We start from the raw sequence: 19034 nt of genomic DNA on the forward strand, positions 1-19034 counted from the left end.
CCTGCTCGCGAAAGCGGAGTGTCATTAAACGAAAATGTTAACTGACACTCCCTCTTCGCGAGCAGGCTCGCTCCCACATGGGTACTTCGGTGTTGCTTATGGTTTTACCAGGCGTGCATCGAGGCTGTTTTGCGCCAGGCGCTTGGCCTGATCCTGGGTCATGCCCAAGTGCTCGTACAGTGCATGGAAGTTCTCGGTGACATAACCGCCAAAGTACGCCGGGTCATCGGAGTTCACCGTGACCTTCACGCCGCGCTCGAGCATGTCGAGAATATTGTGCTGCGACATGTGATCGAACACGCAGAGCTTGGTGTTCGACAGCGGGCACACGGTCAGCGGGATCTGCTCGTCGATGATCCGCTGCATCAAACGCTCGTCTTCAGTGGCGCGTACGCCATGGTCGATACGCTGGATTTTCAGCAGGTCGATGGCTTCCCAGATGTACTCCGGCGGGCCTTCTTCGCCAGCGTGGGCAACGGTCAGGAAGCCTTCGTGACGGGCACGATCAAACACGCGCTGGAACTTGCTCGGCGGATGGCCCATCTCGGAACTGTCGAGGCCGACAGCCACAAACGCGTCACGGAACGGCAGCGCCTGATCAAGGGTTTTCTCGGCTTCTGCTTCGCTCAGGTGGCGCAGGAAGCTGAGGATCAAACCGCTGGTGATGCCCAGTTGCTGCTCGCCATCCTTCAATGCCGCCGCGATGCCGTTGAGCACCACTTCGAACGGGATGCCCCGGTCGGTGTGGGTCTGCGGGTCAAAGAACGGTTCGGTGTGAATCACGTTCTGTGCCTTGCAGCGCAGCAGGTAGGCCCAGGTCAGGTCGTAGAAATCCTGCGAGGTGCGCAGCACGTCGGCGCCCTGGTAATACAGGTCGAGGAATTCCTGCAGGTTGTTGAAAGCGTAAGCCTTGCGCAGGGTTTCTACGTCGTTCCACGGCAGGGCGATCTTGTTGCGTTCGGCCAGGGCGAACAGCAGCTCGGGCTCCAGCGAGCCTTCCAGATGCAGGTGCAGTTCAGCCTTGGGCAAGGCGTTGAGCCAGTCGTACATATTCTTTTCTCATCAGGTGCAATGACGGCATTCTACAGATGCTCGCCGAAACAATTGGCAAAACCTGACCAAGCGATCCATCAGACCGCTTGTTGCGCGCGCCGGTAGGCGTAGGTATCGGCGAAGCGCGACAGCAGGAATTCGGCGCAGGTGGTCGTCGGATATTTCGCCGGATGCTGTGCGTCCTGACATCCGGGCAGGCACTCGATGCGGGTGTCCGGGTGTGGCTCGGCGAAGAACGGCATCGAATAGCGATCCACCCCCAGCGGGCTGATCACCCGATGCGGTGTCGAGCGATAACGGTCGTTGCTCCAGCGCGCCATCATGTCGCCGAGGTTGACCACGAACGTGCCGTCGATGGGCGGCGCGTCGATCCATTCGCCACGCACATTCTTGACCTGCAAACCGCCGGCGTTGTCCTGGTAGAGCAGGGTGATGCAGCCGTAGTCGGTGTGCGCGCCGGCGCCTTGCTGCTCGGCGGAACTGGCGGTGTGGCGCGGTGGGTAATGGATCATGCGCAGCACGCTGACGGGGTCGTTGAAACGTGTGTCGAAGAAGTCGCGCTCGATGTTCAGGGCAATGGTCATCGCCCGTAGCAGGGTTTGGGCGAGGGCCTGCATGTCGAGGTAATGCTGTTCCATCAGGGTTTCCCAGCCCGCTTGCGCCGGATGCCGGTTAGGCCCGCGCAAGGGTTTTTCCGCCATCACCTCGGGGTGCTTGGCCGGCAGGTGCAGGCCCATGTCGAAGGTTTCTTTCAGGTCGCTGGGTTTGCTCGGGTCGAGTTGCTCAGTAGCGATGGCGCCATAGCCGCGATGGTGGCGGGTCTGGGTGATGTCGATCTTGAGTTTTTCTGCTGCGGGCAGCGCGAAGAAACGATGGGTCTGATCGAGCACGGCGTCGATGCGTTGCGCCGAGATCGGATGGCCCTTGATGTAGAAGAAGCCCCATTCGCGGCAGGCAAGGTCGATCTGCGCGGCGACGGCGGGCCAGGCGTTTTCATCGTCGGAGTAGAGCGGGCTGATGTCGATGATCGGAAGCTGATCCATACGCAATCCTTAAAAAGTACATCGCTCCTGTAGGAGCCGAGCTTGCTCGCGAATACGTCGTATCAGTCGATGCATTTTTCGCCTGATACAGCGCTTTCGCGAGCAAGCTCAGCTCCTACAAGGGTTTTGTGTGGTTAGCGAAAATTACTTCGGCATCTCGGCCTTCATGCCTTCCACGTAATAGTTCATCGACGCCAGTTCCGCCGTGGTCGCACTCACGCCCGCGGGGATTTTTTCGACCCCGGCCTGATCCTTGATCGGCCCGGTGAACGGTTGGAACGTGCCGCTCTTGATGTCGGCAATGATCTGCTCGGCCTCGGCTTTCACCGGCGCTGGCACCAGGTCGCTGATCGGCAACTCAACTGTGCCTTCCTTCAGCCCGCCCCAGTAGTCCTGGGATTTCCACGTGTGATCGATCACGCTCTGCGTCGCTTGAATATAGTGCGGCGCCCAGTCATTGACGATGGAGGTCAGCACTGCTTTCGGCCCGAAGTGCGCCATGTCCGAGGCGTAACCCACAGCGTAAACACCTCGGCGTTCGGCGGCTTGAATCGGCGCCGGGCTGTCGGTGTGCTGGAACACCACGTCGACGCCCTGATCGATCAACGCATTGGCGGCGTCGGCCTCTTTGCCCGGATCGAACCAGGAGTTGACCCACACCACTTTGATCTCGGTGCCAGGGTTGTACTTGTTCAGGGCCAGTTGAATGGCGTTGATGTCGCGGATCACTTCCGGGATCGGAAATGAGGCGACGTAGCCGATCTTCTTGGTCTTGGTCATCTTCGCCGCGAGGAACCCGCCGACGTAACGGCCCTCGTAGGTGCGCGCCAGATAGGTGCCGAGGTTTTTGTCCTGCTTGTAGCCGGTGGCGTGTTCGAAGGTCACCTTGGGAAACTGCTTGGCGACTTTCAGCGTCGGGTTCATGTAGCCGAATGAGGTGGTGAAGATCAGGTCGTACTTGTCCTTGGCCATGTTGCGGATCACCCGCTCGGCGTCGGCACCTTCGGCGACGTTTTCCACGTAGTTAGTGGTGATCTGACTGCCGAATTTTTCCGCGAGAGCCTTGCGCCCCTGTTCATGCTGATACGTCCAGCCGTGGTCACCGATCGGGCCGATGTAGACGAAACCGACTTTAAGCGGGTCGGCAGCGCTGGCGCTCAGACTGATCCCCAGACCGATGGCGGCGCACAGCAGTTTGTGCAGCGGACGTATTTGCATGAATTGGAGCTCCGTTTTGTTGTGTGTGGTCGGGGTCAATGCAAATTGCTGACCAACAGGACAACAAACCTTGTGAGGGCCTTCGCGGGCAAGCCTTGCTCCTACAGTTCGCGCAGTTTGTAGGAGCAAGGCTTGCCCGCGAAGGGGCGGTTAAGGCCAATAAAAGTGCATGCCTGAAAACAGCTGCTATCGGTTGGTGCGCTAAGGTGTAACGAAACGTTAGCGCCGCCCCGCAGTCAGTAGCTCATTCGCACTCTTCGGCAAAAAGGCCCGCCATGCTCACGATCCTCAAGCAAGAAAGCTTTCTGCTGCTGGCAGTCATTGCTGCTTGCGTCGCTTATCCCCTCGAACACTGGTTGCTGCACAGTGGCCAGATCGTCGCGCTGATCGGCGGTCTGGTACTGATCGCCTTCATCGTCGCCGCCTCGATGCGCGTCGCCCATCACGCCGAATTGCTTGCAGAAAAAGTCGGCGATCCTTACGGCACGATGATCCTGACCCTCGCCGCCGTACTGGTTGAAGTGGTGATTCTGGCGATCATGATGAGCAACGAAGCCTCGCCCACACTGGTGCGCGACACGATCTATTCCGCAGTGATGCTCGACATCAACGGCATCCTCGGCCTCGCCGCGCTGATGGGCGGGATCAAGCACGGTGAGCAGTCCTACAACGACGATTCGGCGCGCAGTTACAGCGTGATGATCCTCACCGCCATGGGCGTGTCGATGGTGGTGCCGGAGTTTATTCCCGAGGCCAACTGGAAGATTTATTCAGCGTTCACCATCGGCGCGATGGTGGTGCTTTACGCGTTGTTTCTGCGCATGCAGGTCGGCCCGCACAGTTATTTTTTCAGCTACAGCTACCCGGATAAACGTCGCAAGAAAGCGCCGGTCGAACAGGAGCCGAAACCGCTCAGCCTGGGCTTGTCGATCGGCATTCTGGTGTTTGGCGTGGTGGTGATCGGCGCATTGGCCGAAGTCATGTCGAAAACGCTGGATCTGGGCCTGGAGGGCACAGGCGCACCGCCCGTGATCACGGCGATTCTGGTGGCGGCTATTTCCGCTGCGCCGGAGATTTTGACTGCTTTGCGCGCAGCATTGGCCAACCGCATGCAGTCGGTGGTGAACATTGCGATGGGCGCGTCACTGTCGACGGTGATCCTGACCGTGCCGGTGATGGAAGCGATGGCGCTGTATACCGGCCAGCCGTTTCAAATGGCGATGACGCCAGTGCAGACAGTGATGATTTTTCTGACGCTGATCGTCAGCGCGATCAACCTCAATGACGGCGAAACCAATGCCATCGAAGGCATGACGCACTTTGTGCTGTTTGCGACCTTCATCATGCTGTCCCTGCTGGGCCTTTGAGGCTGACAGAAATCAATGTGGGAGCGAGCCTGCTCGCGAAAGCGGTGCGTCATTCAACAAAAAATGTTGCCTGACACTCCCTCTTCGCGAGCAGGCTCGCTCCCACAGTTTTGAACGGCGGTGGATCAGGTACCGGCAATCAGTTGGCGCGCTGCCTGGCTGTGATCGGCGATCAGGCCTTTGAGGTCAAGGCCTTCGACCTGGCCGTCAACCACGCGCCACTTGCCACCGATCATCACCCGATCCGCACGGTCCGCACCGCACAACAGCAGCGCTGAAATCGGATCATGGCTGCCGGAGAAACGCAGCTCATCAAGCTTGAACAACGCCAGATCGGCCTGCTTGCCCACGGCAATCTCACCAATGTCGGTACGGCCCAACAAGCTCGCCGAACCCTTGGTCGCCCAGCCCAACACGCGTTCCGGGGTGATTTTCTCGGCGCCGTAACGCAGACGCTGGATGTACAGCGCCTGACGCGCCTCCAGAATCATGTTCGACGCATCGTTGGATGCCGAACCATCCACGCCCAGACCAAACAGTGCACCCGCATCCGTCAGATCAATACTCGGGCAGATGCCGGAAGCGAGGCGCATGTTCGAACTCGGGCAATGACAAATGCCGGTGCCGGCCTGGCCGAGGCGGGCGATTTCGTCCGGGTTGAAATGGATGCCGTGAGCCAGCCAGGTGCGCGGGCCGAGCCAGCCGACGCTGTCGAGATAATCGACGGTGCGCAGGCCGAAGCGCTGCAGGCAGAAATCTTCTTCGTCGAGGGTTTCGGCCAAATGGGTGTGCAGACGCACGTCGAGTGTGTTCGCCAGTTCGGCACTGGCGGACATGATTTCCGGGGTCACCGAGAACGGCGAGCACGGCGCCAGCGCGATCTGGATTTGTGCGCCATCGCCACGCTCGTGGTACTCGTGAATCAGGCGCTGACTGTCGTCGAGAATCACCTGACCTTCCTGCACGGTTTGCTGCGGCGGCAGGCCACCGTCCTTCTCGCCGAGACTCATCGAGCCACGGGTGAGCATGGCGCGCATGCCCAATTCGCGGACGGTTTCGACTTGCACGTCGATAGCGTTTTCCAGACCGTCCGGGAACAGGTAGTGATGGTCGGCAGCGGTGGTGCAGCCCGACAGCAGCAATTCAGCCAGAGCGACTTTGGTGGCGAGCGCGAGTTTCTCCGGCGTCAGGCGTGCCCATACCGGGTACAGGGTTTTCAGCCACGGGAACAACGGCTGATTGACCACCGGCGCCCAGGCGCGGGTGAGGGTTTGATAGAAGTGATGGTGAGTGTTGATCAGGCCCGGCAGGATCACATGCTCGCGGGCATCGAACACTTCATTGCACGGCAACGACGGTTGCTGACCGGCCGCGAGGACTTCGACGATGACACCGTCTTGCACGACAAGACCGCCACGAGCATCGAGCTCGTTGGACGTAAAAATGGCGAGGGGATTTTTTAACCAGGTACGGGTCGCGGGCATTTTGCCGGCTCCTCTGAAAATTGGGTTCAGGGTTGCCAGCTCAGTGATGCCCTGTCTGCTGATCCAGGGTCGCCGCGGGGACGAGGTGCGCAGTTTCAAACAAATTGCCGCGCCGGGCAAGCCCAACCCGATGTGATCCGACAACGCGCATTCCAAACAAAATGCGCAACCCTGTAGGAGCTGCCGGAGGCTGCGATCTTTTGATCGTGTTTTTTACAATCAAAAGATCGCAGCCTTCGGCAGCTCCTACAGTTAGCCAGTCATGCAGGTATTCAGGGGATTCTGATTGCACTGCTTACCAGGGAATGGTTTCACCCTTGTAATTGACGAAGTGATGGCCGCCCTTGCCGGTAAACGCATTCACCTGATCGACCAGCCCACGGGTGCTGGTTTCCACATCCAGGTCAGCGCCTTCACCGCCCATGTCCGTCTTCACCCAACCCGGATGCAGCGACAACACCGTCATCTTCTGCTCGCCCAATTGCGTGATAAAGCTGTTGGTCATCGAATTCAGCGCAGCTTTGCTCGCCTTGTACAGCGCCAACTCCGGCGCGTCCGGTACGGTCACGCTGCCCAGCCCGGAACTCATGAACGCCAGCACGCCGCTGCCGTCACGAATCTGCCCGACAAAACGTTGCGCCAGATTGATCGGTGCTACCGCGTTGGTGAAAAACAGCTGACCGACTTCCGCCAGTGTCGCGCCGCCCGGGGTCTGATCTGCCGGGCCTTTGACCCCTGCGTTGACGAACAACAGGTCGAAGGTTTCGCCCTTGAGCTGCTGGCTCAGGGCGATCACCGCTTGCTGGTCATCCATGTCGAGCTTCTCGATCCGCACTTTGCCCAGCGCTTGCAGCGCCTCGGCGTTTTGCGGATTGCGCACGGTAGCAGTGACTTGCCAGCCGTCGGCCAGCAGGGTTTTCACCAGACCGAGGCCCAGGCCCCGGGAGGCGCCGATGATCAGTGCGTGTTTTGCAGACATGATGGGCTTCCTTGATAAATGAGGATCATGGATTCAATGGACAGGCCTGGCCGAGCCGAAGTTGCAACTCCTGCCGCAGCGCGTCGAGTTCGCTCATGCGCGTTTCGATCAGTTGCAGTTTGTCGCGCAGCAACTGGGCCACGGCCCTGTCGGGATCGGGCGCATTCCACAGCGCGGCGACGCTGTTGCCGATCTCGCCGAGGGTAAACCCCAGGCGTTGCGCGGTCTTGATGTAGAGCACCAGTTGCACCATCTCCGGTGGATAGTCGCGATAACCGTTGGCGCTGCGTTGCGCCGCGATCAGTCCGCGCTGTTCATAGAAGCGCAGGGTGTCGCGGCTGACGGCACTGGCCTGGGCTAATTCGCCGATGCGCATGGTTGATCTCAAAACAGCTGTTGACCCTGGAGCATACTCCAGGCTTTACCGTGGTTGCTCCTCAAATTTATGGAGCAAGGACGATGTGGACTTCAACGCAGTATCGCAACGTGGTGCGCGGCAGTGCCTGGTATGACTTGATCGTTACGGCGGCGTTTGCCACGCCATGGAGTTTTGCCGCGTTGCACGGGTTTTTGACTGCGCTGAGCCAGACGCTGAGTCTGCCCGGCGAATTGCCGGCGTTCGAGCCTGTGCATATGTTGATGGCGAACCTGTTGGGTTCGGTGGTGTGCGTGTGGGCGGTGCTGCGGATTCGTGATCCGCAGGCGCTTTATGGACGCTATGACGCGGTAGCGCGGTTTTTGTTTGCGGCTTGGCAGGCGTATGCCCTGGCCCATGGCGCCAGTTCGACATTGCTGGTTTTCCTCGTGTTCGAACTGGCATGGGGCATTGCTCAGGTGTTGCCTGTGAGTAAGTCTTCGCGAGCAGGCTCGCTCCCACAAGAGAGGGGTGTCACCCCACATTCCTGAGCCAGGCGCGGACAAATGTGGGAGCGAGCCTGCTCGCGAAGAGGCCCACGCAAACAACAATTAATGCCCTGCCTGCCAAGGCTGCCCCAGCGACACCGGCGCATACAACCGCGTACGCAGCGCATCGCGCGACAACAACACCAACACCACAATCGTCGCCACGTACGGCAGCATCGCCAGCAAACTCGACGGAATCGCCAGCCCCAACCCCTGCGCCACCAGATGCAGGATGCTGGCGAGGCCAAACAGATAAGCACCCAACAACAACCGCCATACTCGCCAACTGGCAAACACCACCAGCGCCAACGCGATCCAGCCGCGCCCGGCGGTCATGTTTTCGGCCCACATCGGCGTGTACGCCAGTGACAGATAGGCACCGGCCAGCCCAGCCATTGCCCCGCCAAAAAGCACGGCCAGCGTCCGCACGGCCAACACCGGCAACCCCATCGCACTGGCCGCATCCGGGTTCTCGCCCACTGCTTGAATGATCAGCCCGACGCGACTTTTGATGATCACCCACGCCACCAGCGCAAACAGCGCAAACGACAGGTACACCAGCAGATCCTGGGCAAACAGCATCCGCCCGATCAATGGAATTTCACTCAGATACGGGATCGCCAATGGCTCAAAACCCGCCAGCGGTTTACCGACCCAGGCGGCGCCGACAAACGTCGAAAGCCCGACCCCAAAAATCGTCAGGGCCAACCCGGTCGCCACCTGATTGGCATTGAACACCAGCGCCACCAACGCAAACAGTGACGACAGGAGCATCCCGGCCAGCATTGCCAACAGCACGCCAAGCCAGAGGTTGCCGCTGTTCAGGGCGACGATGAAACCGATCACCGCACCGAACAGCATCATCCCTTCCTGGCCGAGGTTGAGCACGCCGCTCTTTTCGCAGATCAGTTCACCCAGCGCCACCAGCAACAGCGGCGTGCCGCAACGCACCATGGCGTAGAAAATATTGCTCAACAGATCGATATCCATCACAGCGCTCCGGCGGTTACGGCGGTGGTTGATGTGCGCCGCGTCCAGCGCAATTTCAGGCGAGGCCGATAAAGGATCAGCACGTCACAGGCCAACAGGAAAAACAGCATCATTCCCTGAAATAACTGGGTGATCGCCTGCGGCAGATTAAGGGTCATTTGCGCGCTCTCGCCACCGATGTACAGCAACGCCATCAATAGGCTGGAGAACAGAATCCCGAGCGGATTCAGCCGCCCGAGAAACGCCACGGTGATCGCCGCATAGCCGTAACCCGGTGACACCTGCGGTACCAATTGGCCGATCGGCCCGGTGACTTCGCAGACACCCGCGAGCCCCGCCAGACCGCCGCTGATCAACAGCGCCAGCCAGATCAACCGCTTCTCGCGGAAACCGACAAACCCCGCCGCGCGCTGGTCCAGCCCGAGCACTTTGATCTGGAAACCGACGAAGCTTTTCTGCAACAGCACCCACACCGCGACCAGTGCGAGCAGGGCGAAATACACCCCGGCGTGCACACGACCATCCTCCATCAGCAGTGGCAGGCGACTGGCATCGCCGAACATCGCCGACTCCGGAAAGTTGTAGCCGGCCGGGTCTTTCAACGGCCCATGCACGCAGAACAACAGCAGGTTCAGCGCGATGTAATTGAGCATGATGCTGGTGAGGATTTCATTGGCGTTGAAACGCGTGCGCAGCCATGCCGTCAGCCCGGCCCACGCGGCCCCGGCGAAGGTGCCAGTGAACAGAATCAGCACAAGCGCCCAATGGCTTTGCATGTCGATGATGTTCACCGCCAGGGCGCTGCCGGCGAGTGCACCGAGGAGCAATTGTCCTTCCGCGCCAATGTTCCAGATGCGCGCCTGATAGGCCACCGCCAAGCCCAATGCGCAGAGCAGAATCGGCAGCGCTTTGACCAGCAGTTCGGAGACACCATACAAGTCGCTGACCGGTGCAATCAGCAAGGTGTGCAAGGTTTGCAGCGGATCATGGCCGAGGGCGATAAACAGCAGCGAACCGCAACCCAGCGTCAGCGCCGCGGCTAACAGCGGCGAGCACCAAAGCATCAGGCGCGATTGTTGGCCACGGGGTTCGAGGGAAAGCAGCATGTGGAAAACTCCGTTAAACCGTGGCGTGTGTTTGAGGGGCGTCGAACTGTCCAGCCATCCAGCTGCCGACGTCGCTGAGCTGGGTGTCGGTGGTGTTTTGCAGCGCCGACAGACGCCCACCGCACAACGCACCGAGGCGGTCGCTGATCTGGAACAGTTCGTCGAGGTCTTCGGAAATCACCAGGATCGCCGCGCCAGCATCGCGCAGCGCAATCAAGGCGCGGTGGATGGTCGCGGCGGCGCCGACGTCTACACCCCAGGTCGGGTGTGCGGCGATCAGCAGTTTCGGCTGCTGGAGGATTTCGCGGCCAAGAATGAATTTCTGCAGATTGCCGCCGGACAGGCTGCGCGCGGCGGTTTGCGTGTCCGGGGTTTTTACCCCGAAACGCTGAATGATCTGTTGGGCGAAAGCTTCGACTTTGCCGCGTTCGATCAAACCGTGGCTGACCAGGCCTTGTTGGAAAGCGGTGAGCAGAGCGTTATCCGCCAGACTCAACTCCGGCACCGCGCCATGGCCGAGACGCTCGGCGGGCACGAACGCCAGACCCCGTTTGCGCCGCGCATCCGGGCGCAAATCGGCGACGCCGAAATCACCGAAGCGAATCGTTTTCGCCTCCGCGCGGGGCAGTGTTTGCTCACCGCTGAGCAGGGCGAGCAATTCATCCTGACCATTGCCGGCGACCCCGGCGATACCGACAATTTCACCGCTGCGTACATCCACGTCGATGTCAGTCAGCGAGCAGCCAAACGGATCCGGGTTGTGCCAGCTCAATCCCTCGACCTGTAAAAACGCCGCGCCACCGCGGGCCTTCGCATAGTCGCCGATCAGCGCCGCGGCTTCGCCCACCATCAACTGTGCCAATTGCTGATCCGAACATTCGGCCGGCAAACAATGCCCGGCTACTTTTCCGCCGCGCAAAACCGTGGCGCTGTGGCACAGCGCCCGCACTTCACCCAGCTTGTGGCTGATAAACAGAATGCTGCAGCCTTCGGCAGCGAGGCGGCGGAGGGTTACAAACAATTCGTCGGCCTCCAGCGGCGTCAGCACCGAAGTCGGTTCATCGAGGATCAACAGGCGGATGTCCTGCATCAGGCAGCGAATGATCTCTACCCGTTGCCGCTCGCCGATCGACAGGCTGTGGACAAGTCGCTCCGGCTCCAGCGCCATGCCGTAGCGGCGCGACACTTCGCGAATCTTTGGCTGCAGTTGTTTCGGCGTACCGGCCGCCGCACCCATCGCCAAGGCGATGTTCTGCGCCACGCTGAGGGTTTCGAACAGCGAGAAATGCTGAAACACCATGCCGATGCCCAACTGTCGCGCCTGCGCGGGGTTGCGGATGTTGACCCGCTGCCCTTGCCAACATATTTCCCCGCCATCGGCCTGAGTGACGCCGTAGATAATCTTCATCAACGTACTTTTGCCCGCACCGTTCTCTCCGAGCAGGGCGTGGATTTCACCGGGCGCGATACTCAGGTCGATGGCGTCGTTGGCCAGACAACCGGGATAACGTTTGCTGATCTGGCGCAGTTGCAGGCGCGGGAGGGGAGGGGCGATTGGCATGACAGGCTCGACTTGCTTGAAGTTGTGCCTGTGGATAAAGCAATTTCCTGGCCATTGAGTCAGGAACCTCAGCCGCCGCTGCATCCCGGCCATTGGCCCAGAGCGTTGAGGGCAAAATCATGCCGACTCACAGCACCAATTCAGAGCAAAGCCGTTGATCGGGCTCCAGTTTTGCCCGTCGGTATCTGATCAAAAAACGAGCAAATCCTCGCGGCCTAGGCAGCACATGCGGCTGCGCGGGTCATGAACGGGTTATCCACAGGTTGCTCCACAGTTATTGTGCGCAAGCGACAAACCCGGGCATAAGCACTGCAATGCTTTCTTCTAATGGTGATAAACACTGTTAACTGATTGTTTTTAAGCGGAATTTACATTTCGTCGGGCGAATTGAACGAAAAGTGAACAAACCTCGCAAAGCCACGTGACAGAAGGGTTACAGCGTTATGTGCTCAGGTTATCCACAGTCGGGTGCACAGCAGATGTGGGCAACTCGATGGAATAAGCGAAATGGGTGATGCCCTAAAAGATCGCAGCCTTCGGCAGCTCATACGAGGAGAGCGCCGATACCGGGATCTGATGACGAACTGCGCCACGCTGCGATGTTTTGACCTTGCTTCACCGCTGCAACAAAATCCGCCCCCGACTCAAATCAGCAAGTTGCGTTTGCAAGACATCGATCTGCGCTTCCCCCACAGCTAACTTCAACTCAACTCCGTTTGCCGTGAAGTCTTCCTCGACAACCAGGCCACCCAAATCCGCCACCCGCAACTTCACCAGCGCCAACTCGGCAAACCCGCAAGCACAACTCAACGGCACCCGACTGATCAACTCAACCTTCGCCGCCGTCTGCAAACACTTGTTCGCACCACCGCCATATGCGCGGGCCAAACCGCCAGTCCCAAGTTGAATCCCGCCGTACCAACGAATCACCAACACCGCGACCTGATCGCAATCCTGCGCTTCAATCGCCGCCAGAATTGGCCGCCCAGCCGTGCCGCCGGGCTCGCCGTCATCATTGCTGCGATATTGATCGCCAAGCTTCCACGCCCAGCAATTGTGCGAGGCATTCAAATCGCTGTGCTGGTCGAAAAACGCCTGCGCATCCGCAGGGCTGCCGATCGGCGTGGCGAAGGTGATAAAGCGGCTTTTGCGAATCTCTTCGCGGTACTCGCAAAAACCGCTGAGGGTGAAAGGCATAGACGTCTTAGATAGAAGGAGTGAGGCCGCAGCCTTTGAGAATGATGCGGATCAGGTTGTTGCCGGCGTCTTCCATGTCCTGTTTGGTCAACTTGCTGCGACCGCTGACGCGACAGATTTGCGTGGCGAAGTCGGCGTAGTGCTGAGTACTGCCCCACAACAGGAAGATCAAGTGCACCGGATCGACCGCATCCATTTTGCCTGCATCGATCCAGGCCTGAAACACCGCCGCGCGGCCGGTGAACCAGGCGCGGTAATCCTGATTGAAATACTCGGTCAGGCATTCGCCGCCGCTGATCACTTCCATCGCAAAGATTCGTGAAGCTTGCGGCTGGCGGCGCGAGAACTCCATTTTCGCGCGGATGTAGCGAGTCAGCGCTTCGGCGGGATCGTCCTCGGCGGTGAGGGTGTTGAAGGTGCTGTCCCACAACTCGATGATGTTGCTCAGTACCGCTACGTACAACCCCAACTTGTTGGTGAAGTAGTAATGCAGGTTCGCCTTGGGCAACCCGGCATTCTGGGCGATGGTGTTCATGCTGGTGCCTTTGTACCCGTGACGGGCGAACTCGTCTTCGGCGGCTTTGAGGATGGTCTCTTCGTTCTTCTGACGAATGCGGCTGGCGGGTTTGCCGCCGTGGGCTGGGACTTCAAAGGTCATAGGCACTTCCGGGCTTGTCTGTGGGTGCAACCAATTGCGTTGATAGCGCACCCACCGTCATCCGACAAGTCCCGATACGATAAATCGTTACGCCTGTTCGATCTTGTTCAGCGGCGCATGCGCTTCGCTGGTTGCGGTTTTTGCTTCCGGCAACAGCAGGCAGAGGATGATTGCCGTCAGCCCGCCGCTGGTAATCGCCGAGTCGAACAGGTTCTGTACCAGTTTCGGCAGCAAGTGCAGCAGGCTCGGTTGCGCGGCGATGCCCAGACCGACGCCGAACGAAGTCGCGATGATCAACATGCTGCGGCGGTCCAGTGGCGATTGCGCGAGGATCCGCACGCCCGCTGCGGCGACAGCGCCGAACATCACCAGCGTGGCGCCACCGAGCACCGGTTTCGGGATCTGCTGCAGCACCGCACCGATCATGGGGAACAGGCCGAGACAAAACAGGATCGCGCCGATGTACAAGCCGACATAGCGGCTGGCCACGCCGGTCAACTGGATGACGCCGTTGTTTTGCGCAAACGTGGTGTTGGGGAAGGCGCTGAATGTGGCGGCGATCATGCAGCTCACGCCATCGCCCAATACACCGCCACGCAAGCGGCTTATATAAGAGGGGCCGCTGATCGGCTGGCGAGCGAGCATGCAATTGGCGGTGAGGTCGCCGACGGTTTCGATGGTGCTGATCAGATAAATCAGCGCGACCGGCAGGAAAGCCGTCCAGTCGAAGCTGAATCCAAACTTGAATGGCGTAGGAAAACTCACCAGCGGCAAGTCAGGTAATGGCTGAGGCACCAGTTTCCCACTGAACCATGCCGCCAGACTGCCGAGCACCAGGCCGATGATGATTGCCGACAAACGCACCCACGGAGTGTTCGAGCGGTTGAGCAGAATGATCGTCAGCAACACAAACACGCCCAGCGCCAGATTACCCGGTGCTCCGAAGTCCGGCGCATTGAAGCCACCGCCCAGATCTGTGATGCCGACCTTGATCAGGCTGATGCCGATCAAGGTAATGACAATGCCGGTCACCAGCGGCGTAACGACTCTGCGCAATTGCCCGATGAAACGGCTGAGTACGATCTGCACGATCGCGCCGAAAAAGCACACGCCGAAAATCATCGCCAAGATGTCCTCCGGGCTGCCACCGCGTTGCTTGACCAGAAACCCTGCCGACAACACTGCCCCGAGAAAGGCAAAACTGGTGCCCTGCAGGCAGATCATTCCCGCGCCAATTCCGAACGGCCGCCGCGCCTGAATAAAGGTGCCGACGCCGGACACCATCAGGGCCATGCTGATCAGGTAGGGTAAATGTGCGGTCAGCCCAAGCGCCGAACCAATCACCAGCGGCGGGGTGATGATGCCGACGAAACTGGCGAGCACGTGTTGCAACGCCGCGAGTGTCGCGGCGAGCGGTTTCGGGCGGTCGTTGAGGCCGTAGATCAGGTCGCTGGACGGTTCAGAATCTGGCTGCATGGATTTGGGCTTCTTGTTGAAGGATCGGGGTTGATCCTGCTTTGCAAAAAGCTGTCCAGTTGCTCAACTTTATCGGCGGATTACCCGCAAATGTAGGCGCTGCCGAAGGCTGCGATCTTTTGATCCTGCTTTCAACGCGTCGCCGCCAGACTTTCCAAAAAGCTTTCCAGCACCAAATGAGGGCGCCGCCCTTTGCGCGTGACCGATGCCAGACTCAAGTCGTAGAAACGTGTTTGAGATTTCAGCGCACGCAGCCGACCCTGCTGCACCCAAAGGCTGGCGTAGTGATCCGGCAGGTAACCGATATAGCGCCCGGTCAGAATCAAAAACGCCATGCCCTCACGGTCGGAAGCGCTGGCCGTGCAATTGAGCGCCTGGTAATGCGCCTGAATATCCGCCGGCAACCGAAACGTCGGCGCAATCGCGTCCTGACTGTTAAGGCGCTCGTCATCGAGTTGCTTGTCATCGACGTAAAACAGCGGGTGTCCGACTGCGCAATACAGCAGCGAGCGTTCACTGTACAACGGCTGATATTCCAAACCCGACAACGCACTGGCCTGCGGCACCACGCCAACATGCAGACGCCCGTCGAGTACGCCTTGCTCGACTTCATTCGGCGCAATCATGCGGATCTGAATCTGCACATCCGGCCCGCGCTCCTTTAACTGCGCGAGGGCGTGGGTGATACGCATGTGGGGGAGGGTGACGAGGTTGTCGGTCAGCCCAATGATCAGCTCGCCGCGTAAATGTTGATGCAGGCCGTTGACCTCGGTGCGGAAACTTTCCAACGCACTTAATAGTTGCAGCGCCGATTGATAGACCTCGCGGCCTTCTTCGGTCAGCGAAAACCCGGCGCGCCCACGCTGGCACAGACGCAAACCGAGGCGTTGCTCCAGATCGCTCATCTGCTGGCTGATCGCCGAGCGACCGATGCCGAGCACCGTTTCCGCCGCCGAGAAACCTCCGCATTCCACCACGCTGCGAAAAATCCGCAGCAAACGAATATCAAAATCACTGACCTGGGCCAATGGATCGGGGCGGCGGCTGCTCATCTTATTGTTCTCATTGTTTAGCCAAGTTCTAACTGAAGGTTAGAAGAGTTGAATTTCACCGACTTTATCGCCGTGGCAATTTAGCTGCAACAACGCTTTCTATCTCCCTGACGCTTATGCCCTGCGAGGTTTTGCCCGATGAACATGCCTGAAAACGCTCAGTCGCCACTGGCCAGCCAACTCAAGCTGGACGCGCACTGGATGCCGTACACCGCCAACCGTAACTTCCAGCGCGATCCGCGTTTGATCGTTGGCGCCGAAGGCAGCTGGCTGATCGATGACAAGGGCCGCAAGGTGTACGACTCGCTGTCGGGTCTGTGGACTTGCGGCGCCGGGCACACTCGCAAGGAAATTCAGGAAGCGGTCTCGAAACAACTGGGCACTCTCGATTACTCGCCGGGCTTCCAGTACGGCCACCCGCTGTCGTTCCAGTTGGCCGAGAAAATCACCGAGCTGACCCCGGGCAACCTGAACCACGTGTTCTTCACCGACTCCGGTTCCGAGTGCGCTGATACCGCGGTAAAAATGGTCCGTGCCTACTGGCGCCTGAAAGGCCAGGCAACCAAAACCAAAATGATCGGCCGTGCCCGTGGTTACCACGGCGTAAACATCGCCGGCACCAGTCTCGGCGGCGTCAACGGCAACCGCAAGCTGTTCGGGCAGTCGATGATGGATGTCGATCACCTGCCGCACACGCTGCTGGCGAGCAATGCCTTCTCCCGCGGCATGCCGGAGCAGGGCGGTATCGCTTTGGCCGATGAGCTGCTGAAGCTGATCGAACTGCACGACGCATCGAACATCGCCGCCGTCTTCGTTGAGCCTATGGCCGGTTCCGCTGGCGTACTGGTGCCACCACAGGGTTACCTGAAACGTCTGCGCGAGATCTGCGATCAGCACAGCATCCTGCTGGTGTTCGACGAAGTGATTACCGGTTTCGGCCGTACCGGCAACATGTTTGGTGCTGACACCTTTGGCGTCACCCCGGACCTGATGTGCATCGCCAAGCAAGTCACCAACGGTGCGATCCCGATGGGCGCAGTGATTGCGAGCTCCGAGATCTACCAGACCTTCATGAATCAGCCGACGCCGGAATACGCCGTGGAATTCCCGCACGGTTACACCTACTCGGCGCACCCGGTGGCTTGCGCCGCTGGCCTGGCGGCACTCGACCTGCTGCAAAAGGAAAACCTGGTGCAGAGCGTTGCGGAAGTCGCGCCGCATTTCGAAAACGCGCTGCATGGCCTGAAAGGCTCGAAGCACGTCATCGATATCCGTAACTTCGGCCTGGCCGGTGCGATCCAGATTGCCGGCCGTGACGGCGACGCCATCGTGCGTCCGTTCGAAGCAGGCATGGCCCTGTGGAAAGCCGGGTTCTACGTACGCTTCGGCGGCGACACCCTGCAGTTCGGCCCAACCTTCAACAGCAAGCCGCAAGACCTCGATCGCCTGTTCGACGCGGTCGGCGAAGTGCTGAACAAGCTCGACTGATTGACACAGACCCTGTGGGAGCCGAGCTTGCTCGCGAAGGCACTCTGAAGCGCGCCAAAGGCGTCCGGTTCCCAAACAAAGCTACCTATATATAGAAGGCGCCCTTCAACGGGCGCCCGCTGAACAAAAATTCAGGAGTTTTCGATGAGCGTTATTCCGCATTTGATCAATGGCGAACTGGTGACCGAGAACGGTCGCGCGGTTGATGTGTTTAACCCGTCCACCGGTCAGGCTATCCACAAGCTGCCATTGGCCACCCGCGAAACCATCCAGAAAGCCATCGACGCCGCCAAAGCTGCGTTCCCGGCCTGGCGCAATACGCCACCGGCCAAACGTGCCCAGGTGATGTTCCGCTTCAAGCAACTGCTCGAGCAGAACGAAGCGCGCATCTCGCAACTGATCAGCGAAGAACACGGCAAGACCCTTGAAGACGCCGCCGGTGAACTGAAGCGCGGTATCGAGAACGTCGAGTTCGCCTGCGCTGCCCCGGAAATCCTCAAAGGTGAGTACAGCCGCAACGTCGGCCCGAACATCGACGCATGGTCGGACTTCCAGCCGCTGGGCATCGTTGCCGGTATCACCCCTTTCAACTTCCCGGCCATGGTGCCGCTGTGGATGTACCCGCTGGCGATCGTCTGCGGCAACTGCTTCATCCTCAAACCGTCCGAGCGTGATCCGAGCTCCACACTGCTGATCGCTCAGTTGTTGCTGGAAGCCGGTCTGCCGAAAGGCGTAATGAGCGTGGTGCACGGTGACAAGACTGCGGTAGACGCGCTGATCGAAGCGCCGGAAGTCAAAGCACTGAGCTTCGTTGGTTCGACGCCGATTGCTGAGTACATCTACGCCGAAGGCACCAAGCGCGGCAAACGCGTTCAGGCGCTGGGCGGCGCGAAGAACCACGCAGTGCTGATGCCGGATGCCGATCTGGATAACGCAGTCAGCGCACTGATGGGCGCTGCGTACGGTTCGTGCGGCGAGCGTTGCATGGCGATCTCGGTTGCCGTGTGTGTTGGCGATCAAGTTGCGGATGCGTTGGTGGCGAAGCTGGTTCCACAGATCCAGGCGTTGAAGATCGGTGCCGGTACTTCGTGCGGTCTGGACATGGGGCCGCTGGTGACCGGTCAGGCGCGTGACAAGGTCAGCGGTTATGTTGACGACGGCGTAGCAGCGGGCGCGACCCTGGTGGTCGACGGTCGTGGTTTCAGCGTCGCCGGTCATGAAGAAGGTTTCTTCCTCGGCGGTTGCCTGTTCGACAACGTCACTCCAGAGATGCGCATCTATAAAGAAGAGATCTTCGGGCCGGTACTTTGCATTGTTCGCGTCAACAGCCTGGAAGAGGCAATGCAACTGATCAACGATCACGAATACGGCAACGGTACCTGCATCTTCACCCGTGACGGTGAAGCGGCGCGTCTGTTCTGCGACGAGATCGAAGTCGGCATGGTGGGCGTCAACGTGC

Annotated in this window: 17 protein-coding genes; 4 read left to right on the plus strand and 13 right to left on the minus strand. The window is 59.6% G+C overall.

What is annotated here, in order from left to right; genetic code table 11:
* Positions 1-96: 96 nt before the first annotated feature.
* From JFT81_RS27465 to JFT81_RS27475, 3 genes are all read right to left on the minus strand, one after another.
* Positions 97-1050, minus strand: coding sequence for an adenosine deaminase (locus JFT81_RS27465; protein WP_201230540.1), 954 nt, complete (start codon positions 1048-1050; stop codon positions 97-99).
* An 80-nt stretch (positions 1051-1130) separates the two neighbouring features.
* Positions 1131-2096 carry a 2-oxoglutarate and iron-dependent oxygenase domain-containing protein gene (locus JFT81_RS27470; protein ID WP_201230542.1) on the minus strand — a complete coding sequence of 322 codons (966 nt, stop codon included), beginning with the start codon at positions 2094-2096 and terminating at the stop codon, positions 1131-1133.
* A 144-nt stretch (positions 2097-2240) separates the two neighbouring features.
* Positions 2241-3314: a BMP family ABC transporter substrate-binding protein gene (locus tag JFT81_RS27475; protein WP_201230544.1), complete on the minus strand. Its 1074-nt coding sequence runs from the start codon at positions 3312-3314 to the stop codon at positions 2241-2243.
* 275 nt (positions 3315-3589) lie between these two features.
* Here JFT81_RS27475 and JFT81_RS27480 point away from each other — a divergent pair, with 275 nt between their 5' ends.
* A complete protein-coding gene (locus JFT81_RS27480) occupies positions 3590-4681 on the plus strand; it encodes a calcium:proton antiporter (RefSeq protein WP_201146630.1) in 1092 nt (363 codons plus the stop codon).
* 125 nt (positions 4682-4806) lie between these two features.
* Here JFT81_RS27480 and JFT81_RS27485 read toward each other — a convergent pair whose 3' ends face one another.
* The 3 genes from JFT81_RS27485 to JFT81_RS27495 all read right to left on the minus strand — a co-directional run bounded on the left by JFT81_RS27485 (position 4807) and on the right by JFT81_RS27495 (position 7520).
* On the minus strand, positions 4807-6165 hold the full coding sequence (locus JFT81_RS27485; protein ID WP_201230547.1) for an 8-oxoguanine deaminase: 1359 nt from the start codon (positions 6163-6165) through the stop codon (positions 4807-4809).
* A 295-nt stretch (positions 6166-6460) separates the two neighbouring features.
* Positions 6461-7147, minus strand: coding sequence for an SDR family oxidoreductase (locus tag JFT81_RS27490; RefSeq protein ID WP_201230655.1), 687 nt, complete (start codon positions 7145-7147; stop codon positions 6461-6463).
* 22 nt (positions 7148-7169) lie between these two features.
* Complete coding sequence (locus JFT81_RS27495; protein ID WP_201146629.1) at positions 7170-7520, minus strand: MerR family transcriptional regulator; 351 nt, start codon at positions 7518-7520, stop codon at positions 7170-7172.
* An 83-nt stretch (positions 7521-7603) separates the two neighbouring features.
* On the opposite strand from JFT81_RS27495, the gene JFT81_RS27500 reads away from it, so the two are divergent.
* Entirely contained in the window at positions 7604-8050 is a 447-nt protein-coding gene (locus tag JFT81_RS27500; RefSeq protein ID WP_201230548.1) for a hypothetical protein, read from the plus strand.
* Between the two features lie 60 nt (positions 8051-8110).
* On the opposite strand, the gene JFT81_RS27505 is transcribed toward JFT81_RS27500, so the two are convergent.
* From JFT81_RS27505 to JFT81_RS27535, 7 genes are all read right to left on the minus strand, one after another.
* Positions 8111-9037: an ABC transporter permease gene (locus JFT81_RS27505; protein ID WP_141129707.1), complete on the minus strand. Its 927-nt coding sequence runs from the start codon at positions 9035-9037 to the stop codon at positions 8111-8113.
* The gene (locus tag JFT81_RS27510; RefSeq protein WP_201230549.1) at positions 9037-10143 is read right to left on the minus strand and encodes an ABC transporter permease; all 1107 of its coding nucleotides are present in this window, start codon (positions 10141-10143) and stop codon (positions 9037-9039) included. Before JFT81_RS27510 ends, JFT81_RS27505 begins: the two co-directional genes overlap by 1 nt.
* 13 nt (positions 10144-10156) lie before the next feature.
* Complete coding sequence (locus tag JFT81_RS27515; RefSeq protein ID WP_201230551.1) at positions 10157-11704, minus strand: ABC transporter ATP-binding protein; 1548 nt, start codon at positions 11702-11704, stop codon at positions 10157-10159.
* 615 nt (positions 11705-12319) lie between these two features.
* Positions 12320-12901: a YigZ family protein gene (locus JFT81_RS27520; RefSeq protein ID WP_201230553.1), complete on the minus strand. Its 582-nt coding sequence runs from the start codon at positions 12899-12901 to the stop codon at positions 12320-12322.
* A gap of 7 nt (positions 12902-12908) precedes the next feature.
* Positions 12909-13559, minus strand: a complete 651-nt coding sequence (locus JFT81_RS27525; protein WP_201230555.1) for a TetR/AcrR family transcriptional regulator — start codon at positions 13557-13559, stop codon at positions 12909-12911.
* Between the two features lie 87 nt (positions 13560-13646).
* Positions 13647-15035 carry a nucleobase:cation symporter-2 family protein gene (locus tag JFT81_RS27530; RefSeq protein WP_201230557.1) on the minus strand — a complete coding sequence of 463 codons (1389 nt, stop codon included), beginning with the start codon at positions 15033-15035 and terminating at the stop codon, positions 13647-13649.
* A 131-nt stretch (positions 15036-15166) separates the two neighbouring features.
* Complete coding sequence (locus tag JFT81_RS27535; RefSeq protein ID WP_064387741.1) at positions 15167-16087, minus strand: LysR family transcriptional regulator; 921 nt, start codon at positions 16085-16087, stop codon at positions 15167-15169.
* A 138-nt stretch (positions 16088-16225) separates the two neighbouring features.
* Here JFT81_RS27535 and JFT81_RS27540 point away from each other — a divergent pair, with 138 nt between their 5' ends.
* Both JFT81_RS27540 and JFT81_RS27545 read left to right on the plus strand, forming a co-directional pair.
* The gene (locus JFT81_RS27540) at positions 16226-17575 is read left to right on the plus strand and encodes an aspartate aminotransferase family protein (RefSeq protein ID WP_201230559.1); all 1350 of its coding nucleotides are present in this window, start codon (positions 16226-16228) and stop codon (positions 17573-17575) included.
* Positions 17576-17719: 144 nt separating this feature from the next.
* On the plus strand, positions 17720-19034 hold a 1315-nt coding region (locus JFT81_RS27545; RefSeq protein WP_201230561.1), incomplete at its 3' end, for a CoA-acylating methylmalonate-semialdehyde dehydrogenase.

Source organism: Pseudomonas sp. TH43, from assembly GCF_016650635.1.
GTDB lineage: Bacteria > Pseudomonadota > Gammaproteobacteria > Pseudomonadales > Pseudomonadaceae > Aquipseudomonas.

What these genes read in the sequence shown, in the direction of transcription:
- JFT81_RS27465 (WP_201230540.1), bottom strand. Translation starts at nt 1,050, where the DNA reads ATGTACGACTGGCTCAACGCCTTGCCCAAGGCTGAACTGCACCTGCAT.
- JFT81_RS27470 (WP_201230542.1), bottom strand. Translation starts at nt 2,096, where the DNA reads ATGGATCAGCTTCCGATCATCGACATCAGCCCGCTCTACTCCGACGAT.
- JFT81_RS27475 (WP_201230544.1), bottom strand. Translation starts at nt 3,314, where the DNA reads ATGCAAATACGTCCGCTGCACAAACTGCTGTGCGCCGCCATCGGTCTG.
- JFT81_RS27480 (WP_201146630.1), top strand. Translation starts at nt 3,590, where the DNA reads ATGCTCACGATCCTCAAGCAAGAAAGCTTTCTGCTGCTGGCAGTCATT.
- JFT81_RS27485 (WP_201230547.1), bottom strand. Translation starts at nt 6,165, where the DNA reads ATGCCCGCGACCCGTACCTGGTTAAAAAATCCCCTCGCCATTTTTACG.
- JFT81_RS27495 (WP_201146629.1), bottom strand. Translation starts at nt 7,520, where the DNA reads ATGCGCATCGGCGAATTAGCCCAGGCCAGTGCCGTCAGCCGCGACACC.
- JFT81_RS27500 (WP_201230548.1), top strand. Translation starts at nt 7,604, where the DNA reads ATGTGGACTTCAACGCAGTATCGCAACGTGGTGCGCGGCAGTGCCTGG.
- JFT81_RS27505 (WP_141129707.1), bottom strand. Translation starts at nt 9,037, where the DNA reads ATGGATATCGATCTGTTGAGCAATATTTTCTACGCCATGGTGCGTTGC.
- JFT81_RS27510 (WP_201230549.1), bottom strand. Translation starts at nt 10,143, where the DNA reads ATGCTGCTTTCCCTCGAACCCCGTGGCCAACAATCGCGCCTGATGCTT.
- JFT81_RS27515 (WP_201230551.1), bottom strand. Translation starts at nt 11,704, where the DNA reads ATGCCAATCGCCCCTCCCCTCCCGCGCCTGCAACTGCGCCAGATCAGC.
- JFT81_RS27520 (WP_201230553.1), bottom strand. Translation starts at nt 12,901, where the DNA reads ATGCCTTTCACCCTCAGCGGTTTTTGCGAGTACCGCGAAGAGATTCGC.
- JFT81_RS27525 (WP_201230555.1), bottom strand. Translation starts at nt 13,559, where the DNA reads ATGACCTTTGAAGTCCCAGCCCACGGCGGCAAACCCGCCAGCCGCATT.
- JFT81_RS27530 (WP_201230557.1), bottom strand. Translation starts at nt 15,035, where the DNA reads ATGCAGCCAGATTCTGAACCGTCCAGCGACCTGATCTACGGCCTCAAC.
- JFT81_RS27535 (WP_064387741.1), bottom strand. Translation starts at nt 16,087, where the DNA reads ATGAGCAGCCGCCGCCCCGATCCATTGGCCCAGGTCAGTGATTTTGAT.
- JFT81_RS27540 (WP_201230559.1), top strand. Translation starts at nt 16,226, where the DNA reads ATGAACATGCCTGAAAACGCTCAGTCGCCACTGGCCAGCCAACTCAAG.